Source organism: uncultured Aquincola sp. (genome assembly GCF_964001545.1).
Lineage (GTDB): Bacteria > Pseudomonadota > Gammaproteobacteria > Burkholderiales > Burkholderiaceae_C > Aquincola.
Genome location: NZ_CAXFDV010000106.1, coordinates 1 through 8,173, shown reverse-complemented (window position 1 = coordinate 8,173; position 8,173 = coordinate 1). Strand labels below are relative to the sequence as shown.

Genomic DNA, 8,173 nt, shown 5'->3' with positions numbered 1-8,173 from the left:
GGGCGGCGACCCGCTGGGCCACCGCTACATGTGGTGGAACTTCGTCTCCAGCCGCAAGGAGCGCATCGTGCAGGCGGCCGACGACTGGGCGGCGCAGCGGTTTGCGCCGGTGCCGGGGGAAACCGAGTTCATTCCGCTGCCAGACAAACGGCCGGCCTAAAACGCAATCGTCCCTTCCCCCCGCGCGCCGACCTGCAACAGATGGTCGATGCCGCTGACGATGATGGCGTTCATGCCGAAGGTGAGGGCGCCGTTGAGCCGCGGGTCGGCGCGGTAGCCCAGCAGCGTGTCGGTGATGGCGTGGCCGGTCTGGGCCGTCGTCGGGTCCACGTCGGGGATGCTGCAGCGTGAGCAGGGCTTGACCAGCTTGAGCACGATGGGGCCCTGCGGCGATTCGATCGTCAGCTCGTCGATGAAGTCCTCGGCATGCGCGTCCTCCAGCCCTTCCAGCACCAGGTTGGGCCGGAAGCGCTCCATCGCCGCGGGCGGGTGGCCGGCTGCGGCCAGGCGGCGGTTCAGCTCCGCCAGCGAGGCGGTGGAAGCCACCAGCAGCGGGAAACCATCGGCAAACGCCGTCTGCGCCGGCAGGCCGCCGGTCCAGCGGGCGTCGCAGGCGCGTTGGTGCTCGGGGTCGAAGCGCACCAGCCGCGCCGGCCGGCCCAGGTAGTCGGTGAACCACTGCGCGGCCACTTTGCCCATGTCGTAGGCGGCCACCTCATCGCCCCACACGGTGGCGCGGCAGGGTTCTTCCACCGCGTGGATGGCCAGGTGCAGCGCCAGCATGCCGGGCGCGCGCAGCACCAGGTCCTCGGTGCGCAGCGTGGGCTTGACCAGCTGCATCTGCGGCAGCTCGCGCTGGGTGAGGAAGCGGCCCTCGTCGTCCACCACCATCCAGGCGCGGTCCAGCTCCAGGCCGGTTTCGATCAGCAGGCCCTCGCGCACCGCGATGCCGGCGCAGGACTTGATGGGATGGAGGTGCAGCGAGTGCACGGTCACGGAATGGTCGCTCATGCGGCGCATTCTGCCCGCCGCCACCCCCTTTCGGGCGCGCCCGGCAGGGCCGGCCCCTGCAGGCGAGGCGGGCAGGGGGCCGCTCCCTACAATGCCCTGCATGACTTCCAACCGCATGGGCAGCGAGCCGACCGACGTGTGCATCCGCGGCGCGGGCGCCGTGGGGGCGAGCCTGGCGCTGGCCTTGTCGCGCCAGGGGCTGCGGGTGGTGCTGCAGGCGGGCCCGGCGCCCACCGGCCAGCCCGATGTGCGCACCTATGCGCTCAATGCCGCTTCGATGGCGCTGCTGCAGTCGCTCAAGGTGTGGGAAGCGCTGCCGCCCGATGCGGTGACGCCGGTGCACGACATGCAGGTGCAGGGCGATGCACAGCCCGGCGCCATCCGCTTTTCGGCCTGGGACCAGGCGGTGCCTGCGCTGTGCTGGATCGTCGATGCCGCGGCGCTGGAAGAAGTGCTGCATGCGGCGCTGCGCTTTGCGCCGCACGTGCGCCGCGCCGGCCCCGACGAGACCGTGGACGCGCCCCTGACCGCGCTGTGCGAAGGCAAGCATTCGGCCACCCGCGAGCGCCTGGGCATCCACTTCGACATGCACTGGTACGGCCACCGCGCCATCGCCGCCCGCCTGGTGGCCGACCGGCCGCACGACGGCACGGCCCGCCAGTGGTTCCGCTCGCCCGACGTGCTGGCGCTGCTGCCCTTCGACCGGCCGCAGCCGGGCTGTTCCTACGGCCTGGTGTGGTCGCTGCCCGAGGCCCGAGCCGCCGAGCTGCTGGCACTGCCCGGCGCCGAGTTCGAGCAGGCCCTGAACGACGCCACCGGCGGCGCCGCCGGCCGCCTGCAACTGGGCAGCGAACGCGCCGCCTGGCCGCTGGGCGTGGGCCAGGCCCGCCGCTTCAGCGGCCCCGGCTGGGTGCTGCTGGGCGACAGCGCGCACGTGGTGCATCCGCTGGCCGGGCAGGGCCTGAACCTGGGCCTGGCCGATGTGCAGGCCCTGGCCGAGACCCTGGCCGCGCGCGAAGCCTGGCGCCCGCTCGGCGACGAGCGGCTGCTGGCGCGTTATGCCCGCCGCCGCCTGGGCCCCACCGCGGCCATGGCCACCGTCACCGATGGCCTGCTGCACCTGTTCGCTCCGCCCGCGCCCTGGCTGCGGGAACTTCGCAACCGCGGCCTGAGTCTGGTCGATCACCTGCCCGGCGCCAAGCGCTGGCTTGCCGGGCGCGCGCTCGGCCTTTGAAGGACACCCCATGCTGAACCGAACCCTCGCCGCGGCCGCCGCCGTGCTGGCCATCGCCGCGCTGCCCGCAGCCGCCCAGGAAGACGTCATCCGCAAGAACCTGATGGAGCGGCTGCCGCAGATGCCCAAGATCGACGAGGTGACCAAGACGCCGATCCCGGGCCTGTACGAGGTGCGCATGGGCACCGACGTGCTGTACAGCGACGAAAGCGGCAACCACGTCATCCAGGGTTCGATCTTCGACACCCGCAACAAGACCAACCTGACCGATGCCCGCATCCAGAAGCTGACGGCGATCGACTTCGCGTCGCTGCCGCTGAAGGACGCGATGGTGCAGAAGCAGGGCAATGGCTCGCGCAAGCTGGCGGTGTTCGCCGACCCCAACTGCGGCTACTGCAAGCGCTTCGAGCGCGACCTGGCCACCGTCAAGGACGTGACCATCTACACCTTCCTGTATCCCATCCTGGGCGCCGATTCGGACGCCAAGGCCAAGGGCATCTGGTGCTCGAAGGACGCGCAGAAGACCTGGCGCTCGTGGATGCTGGAAGGCGCCACCATTCCCAAGCAGATGGGCAGCTGCGATGCCGCCGCCATCGCCCGCAACGTGGCCTTTGGCCAGAAGCACAAGCTCAACGGCACGCCGGCCCTGGTGTTCCAGGACGGCCGCCGCCTGCCGGGCGCCATTCCGGCGGCGGAGATCGAAAAGCAGCTGGCCGAGGCCTCGGCCAAGTCTTGACGATTCACCGCGGCCGGCGCGGGGGGTGACGCCCGTGGACAATGCGGGCGCCATGTCTGCTGCCCCCCTGTCCGCCCCTGCCGCCGCTGCGGCCCCTTCGGTCCAGGCCCTGCGCCTGGGATATGCCGGCCTCATCCCGTTCTTCACCGGCGCGCTGCTGGTGTGGCTGGTACGGGCCGACACCTTGCCCTACGTCACGCTGGCGCTGGCCACCTATGCCGCGGTGATCCTCTCGTTCCTCGGTGGCATCCACTGGGGCATCGGCTTTCGCGACGGCACGCCGGGCCTGTTCAGCTGGGGCGTGGTGCCCTCGCTGGTGGCCTGGGTGGCGGTGATGATGCCGCCCAACGCCGGCTTGGTGATCAGCGGCGCGATGCTGGTCGGCTGCTACCTGGTCGACCGCCGGGTGTACCCGCGCCACGGCCTGTCGGCCTGGCTCACGCTGCGCTTCCGCCTCACCGCCGTCGCTTCGCTCAGCTGCTTCATCGGCGCCGCTGGCGCGTGACCTGATTTCCCCTCTGCTGCAGTCCATGATCACGTACCGCATCGACGTCGCCGACGTCCACGCCCACCTGTACCGCGTCACCCTCACGGTGCCGCAGCCCGCGGCCGAGCAGGTGCTGAGCCTGCCGGTGTGGATTCCGGGCAGCTACATGGTGCGCGAGTTTGGTCGCCACCTGTCGCAGCTGCAGGCGCGCCAGGGCCGCACGCCGGTGGCGCTGCAGCAGCGCGACAAGACCAGCTGGATCGCCCGCCCCACCGGCCGCGGTGCGCTGACGGTGAGCTACCTGGTGTATGCCTTCGACACCTCGGTGCGCACCGCCTTCCTCAATGCCTGGCGGGGCTTCTTCAACAACACCAGCCTGTGCCTGCGGGTGGAAGGGCGCGAGGCCGAGCCGCACCGCATTGAGCTGGGCACGCTGCCGCGCGGTTGGGAAGTGGCCACCGCGATGGAGCCCGACGGCCCCCGCGCCTGGCGGGCCGCCGATTACGACGAGCTGGTGGACCACCCGTTTGAACTGGGCAGCTTCTGGCGTGGCCGCTTCGAGCTGGCCGGCGTGCCGCACGAGTTCGTGGTGGCCGGCGCCTGGCCGGGCTTCGACGGCGACCGGCTGCTGGCCGACACCCGCCGCATCTGCGAGGCGCAGATCCAGTTCTGGCATGGCCCCAAGGGCAAGCCGCCGTACTCGCGCTACGTGTTCATGCTCAACGTGGTGGAAGATGGCTACGGCGGCCTGGAACACCGCGCCAGCACGGCGTTGATCGCCAACCGCCGCGACCTGCCGCGCCCGGGTGTCACCGCCAGCAGCGACGGCTACGTGACGCTGCTGGGCCTGATCAGCCACGAGTTCTTCCACACCTGGAACGTCAAGCGCCTGCGGCCCGCCGAGTTCGCGCAGTTCGACTACAGCCGCGAGAACTACACCCAGCTGCTGTGGTTCTTCGAGGGCTTCACCAGCTACTACGACGACCAGTTCCTGCTGCGCACCGGGCTGATCGACGCGCCGCGCTACCTGAAGCTGGTGGGCAAGACGATCAACGGCGTGCTGGCCGCACCCGGCCGCCAGGTGCAAAGCGTGGCGCAGTCCAGCTTTGACGCCTGGGTGAAGTACTACCGCGCCGACGAGAACACGCCCAATGCCACGGTGAGCTACTACACCAAGGGCTCGCTGGTGGCGATGGCGCTGGACCTGACGCTGCGCGCCGAACGCCGCGGCACGCTGGACGATGTGATGCGCGCGCTGTGGGCGGCCAGCCGCGGCGGCCCGATCGACGAGGCGGCGATTGCCGCCGCGCTGCGCCAGGTGGGCCGCCGCAGCTACGAGGCCGAGCTGGCCGCCTGGGTGCACGGCACCGACGACCTGCCGCTGCCGGCGCTGCTGGCCAAGGCCGGCGTGGCGGTGAAGGCGGAGCCGGGCGGCTGGTCGGCCGGCCTGGGCCTGCGGCTGGCGGAAGGTGCGCTGAGCGGTGTGCAGGTGCGCCAGGTGCTGCGCGGCAGCGTAGCCGAAAAGGCCGGCGTGTCGGCCGGCGACGAGGTGCTGGCCGTGGACGGCTGGCGCGTGCGCCGGCTGGACGACGCGCAGCAGTGGATCAGCGCCGGCCAGCCGTTTGAACTGCTGCTGGTGCGCGACCAGCGCCTGCTGACCGTGCGCCTGGTGCCGCCGGCCGAAGCCGCGGCGGGCAACCTGGCCCTGACGCCGGCTGACAAGCCCTTGAAGTCCGCAGCGGCCCTGCGCCGCGAATGGCTGGGCTGCTGAACCGCGGTGCTGCCGGCGGCCGCCGCCGCCGCTGGGCGGCGCTGGCCGTGGTGGCCGCGGTGCTGGGCGTGCACGGCTGCCTGGGCAGCGAGGTGGCCGAGCTGATGGTCGATGCCGGCAGCGCCAGCAAGCCGGCTATGCAGCGCATGGACGTGGCCTTCGTGCGCGAGCTGCAACAGGCCGCGCCGGCGCCCGTGGCGCCCCGGGTGGCGCCGCCGCCGGCGCCCCGCGCCGTGCCGGTCGAGCGTGCGGCAGCGCCGGATCCCGCGGCATCGGCTGCGGAAGCCGCCGATGCGCAGGCGCAGGCCGAGGCGAAGGCGCGCGCAGAGGCCGTGCGGGCCGAGTGGGCAGCGCTGGCGGCGGCCGAGGCGGCTTCGGCCGCGGCTGCTCAAGCCGCGCAAGAAGCGCTGGCGGCTGCGCCAGCCGCTTCGGCCCCTGCGGCCGCTGCTTCTGCGCTGGCGCAGGCCGCCGCCACCGCGGCCAGTGCGCCGCCAGCCCCGTCGCCTGCCGTGGCCGCCGCCAGCATGCCGCCCACCAGCGCTTCCGCCCCCGCCGCGGCGCTGTCCGTCGCCTCCGCCGTCGCGCCCCACTTCGACTGGCCGCCGTCCACCCGGCTGGACTACACCCTCACCGGCAACTACCGCGGCGAGGTGAACGGCAGTGCCCGCGTGCAGTGGATCCGCCAGGGCCAGCGCTACCAGGTGCAGGTGGACGTGCGGGTGGGCCCCAGCGTGGCGCCGCTGGTGGCGCGGCGCATGACGAGTGACGGCAGCATCGGCGCCAGCGGCCTGGTGCCGCGCCGCTATGAAGAAGAAACCAGCACCTTGTTCGGCCAGCCGCGCCGGCGCGGCCTGAGCTTCGAGCCCGACCGCATCGTGCTGGACCGCGGCACCGCCGAGCCCTGGCCCGGTGTGCAGGACACCGCCAGCCAGTTCGTGCAGCTGACCTGGCTGTTCACCACCCAGCCGCAGCTGCTCAAGGTGGGGCAGGCGCTGGAATTTCCGCTGGCGCTGCCGCGGCGCATCGACCGCTGGCACTACGACGTGGTGGCCGAAGAAACGCTGCACACGCGCGTGGGTGAACTGCGCACCTTCCATGTGAAGCCGCGGCGCGAATCCACCCGCCCGGGCGAGCTGACGGCCGAGCTGTGGTTCGCGCCCACGCTGCAGTACCTGCCGGTGCGCATCCTGATCCGCCACGAGGGCGACACCTACGTCGACCTGATGCTGAACGCGCCACCGCTGCAAACGCCGTGAGGCCATGCGGCCGGGCCGCGCCTATAGTCGCCGCACGACGTTCACCCCCACAGAGACAAGCGATGGACTACGAACACATCCTCACCGAGCTGCGCGGCGACGGTCCGCTGAAGACGGCGCTGATCACGCTCAACCGGCCCAAGCAGCTGAATGCGTTGAACGACGGCCTGATGAACGACCTGGGCCATGCGCTGCTGGCCTTCGATGCCGACCCGGGCGTGGGCTGCATCGTGGTCACCGGCAGCGAGAAGGCATTCGCGGCCGGTGCCGACATCGCGGCCATGGCCAAGTACACCTTCGAGGACACCTACGGCGGCAACTTCATCACCCGCAACTGGGAAACCATCCGCCAGGTGCGCAAGCCGGTGATCGCCGCGGTGGCGGGCTTTGCGCTGGGCGGCGGCTGCGAGCTGGCGATGATGTGCGACTTCATCATCGCGGCCGAGACGGCCAGGTTCGGCCAGCCCGAGATCAAGATCGGCATCATGCCCGGCGCCGGCGGCACGCAGCGGCTGCCGCGCGCAGTGGGCAAGAGCAAGGCGATGGACATGATCCTGACCGCCCGCATGATGGACGCGGCCGAGGCCGAGCGCGCCGGCCTGGTGTCACGCGTGGTGCCGGCCGACAAGCTGATCGATGAGGCACTGGGCGCCGCTGCGGTGATCTGCAGCTACGGCATGCCCAGCGTGATGATGGCCAAGGAATGCGTCAACCGCGCCTTCGAAGGCAGCCTGTCGGACGGCGTGGCCTATGAGCGCCGGCTGTTCCACGCGATGTTCGCGACGGAAGACCAGAAGGAAGGCATGGACGCCTTCCTGAGCAAGCGCGCGCCGGTGTTCAAGCACCGGTAAGCGCGCGGCGTGTCAGGCGGGCAGCGCCTCGGCGCGCTGCCACAGCTCGGCGACCTGGCGCGCCCAGTTCAGGTAGTGCGCGTCGGTGGGCGAGAAGTAGGGCACGCCGCGGTCGACGACCTGGTGCACACGCTGCGCCAGCGATTTTTCGCCGGGGCGGCTGTCGACGAGCTTTTCCAGCTCATGCAGCAGTTGCTGGCGAGCCAGCGGGCTCTGGGCGGCGGTCAGGCGTTCGAAGACGGGATGGGCGTTGGCTTGCATGGTGGGAACGACTCTCTTTGGCGAGGTGTTCCTATATCGGTCGAGCCGGCTTTCGGTTGACAGCCGCACCCTGGCGCAACGTGCCGAAAAGTGTCGGAAACACGGCTTGTCCGTGCTTGACAACCGCCGGGCCTAGGGCTGCACCCAGGTGGCGTGGTCGGCCTGGAAGATGGCCCGGCGGTGGCCGTCTTCATGCAGCTCGGTCCAGTCGAGGGACAGCACCCGCGCCGTCACCACGCCGAAATGCTCGCGCGAGGCGCGCTCGGGCACCAGCGGCGTGGGCAACTCGCTGCCCGGCGCCACGCCGGCCAGGTAGTCGGCGGCGGATCTTGTGCGCCGCACTTCGGCCCAGCGCTGGGCCACGTCGGGGCCATCGGTGTGCACGCTCAGCTGCACCCGCAGCCGCAGCTGCCAGGCCAGGTCGCGCGACCACATCACCAGCGTGCCCTTGGGCTGGCGGGCGATCTGCTGCACCTTGCCGGCACGGGCATCGGTGTAGAAGACCAGCTCCTGCGGGCCGCGGCGGGCTTCGCGCAGCACCACGCTGCGGGCGTCGGCCTCGTCGC

Annotated in this window: 10 protein-coding genes; 7 read left to right on the top strand and 3 right to left on the bottom strand. The window is 71.4% G+C overall.

Going from position 1 to position 8,173, the window contains the following annotated elements; all coding sequences use genetic code 11:
* On the top strand, positions 1-160 hold a 160-nt coding region (locus tag ABNT58_RS03670; RefSeq protein ID WP_348752159.1), incomplete at its 5' end, for a pirin-like C-terminal cupin domain-containing protein.
* Here the strand turns inward: ABNT58_RS03670 and ABNT58_RS03665 are convergent.
* Complete coding sequence (locus ABNT58_RS03665; RefSeq protein WP_348752158.1) at positions 157-1,011, bottom strand: MOSC N-terminal beta barrel domain-containing protein; 855 nt, start codon at positions 1,009-1,011, stop codon at positions 157-159. The genes ABNT58_RS03670 and ABNT58_RS03665 overlap by 4 nt on opposite strands.
* Before the next feature lie 100 nt (positions 1,012-1,111).
* Between ABNT58_RS03665 and ABNT58_RS03660 the strand changes: the two genes are divergently transcribed.
* The 6 genes from ABNT58_RS03660 (at position 1,112) to ABNT58_RS03635 (ending at position 7,346) form a co-directional block, all read left to right on the top strand.
* Positions 1,112-2,245, top strand: a complete 1,134-nt coding sequence (locus ABNT58_RS03660; RefSeq protein WP_348752157.1) for an FAD-dependent monooxygenase — start codon at positions 1,112-1,114, stop codon at positions 2,243-2,245.
* A 10-nt stretch (positions 2,246-2,255) separates the two neighbouring features.
* Positions 2,256-2,981, top strand: a complete 726-nt coding sequence (locus tag ABNT58_RS03655) for a DsbC family protein (RefSeq protein ID WP_348752156.1) — start codon at positions 2,256-2,258, stop codon at positions 2,979-2,981.
* Positions 2,982-3,033: 52 nt separating this feature from the next.
* The gene (locus ABNT58_RS03650; protein WP_348752155.1) at positions 3,034-3,486 is read left to right on the top strand and encodes a DUF3429 domain-containing protein; all 453 of its coding nucleotides are present in this window, start codon (positions 3,034-3,036) and stop codon (positions 3,484-3,486) included.
* A 25-nt stretch (positions 3,487-3,511) separates the two neighbouring features.
* Positions 3,512-5,239, top strand: coding sequence for a PDZ domain-containing protein (locus tag ABNT58_RS03645; protein WP_348752154.1), 1,728 nt, complete (start codon positions 3,512-3,514; stop codon positions 5,237-5,239).
* Complete coding sequence (locus tag ABNT58_RS03640; protein WP_348752153.1) at positions 5,224-6,495, top strand: DUF3108 domain-containing protein; 1,272 nt, start codon at positions 5,224-5,226, stop codon at positions 6,493-6,495. The genes ABNT58_RS03645 and ABNT58_RS03640 overlap by 16 nt, the downstream gene beginning before the upstream one ends.
* A gap of 62 nt (positions 6,496-6,557) precedes the next feature.
* On the top strand, positions 6,558-7,346 hold the full coding sequence (locus ABNT58_RS03635; RefSeq protein WP_348752152.1) for an enoyl-CoA hydratase: 789 nt from the start codon (positions 6,558-6,560) through the stop codon (positions 7,344-7,346).
* A gap of 12 nt (positions 7,347-7,358) precedes the next feature.
* Here ABNT58_RS03635 and ABNT58_RS03630 read toward each other — a convergent pair whose 3' ends face one another.
* The gene (locus tag ABNT58_RS03630; RefSeq protein WP_348752151.1) at positions 7,359-7,607 is read right to left on the bottom strand and encodes a hypothetical protein; all 249 of its coding nucleotides are present in this window, start codon (positions 7,605-7,607) and stop codon (positions 7,359-7,361) included.
* Positions 7,608-7,739: 132 nt separating this feature from the next.
* Positions 7,740-8,173, bottom strand: a 434-nt coding sequence (locus ABNT58_RS03625) for a pyridoxamine 5'-phosphate oxidase family protein (protein ID WP_348752150.1), incomplete at its 5' end; no start/stop codon positions are given.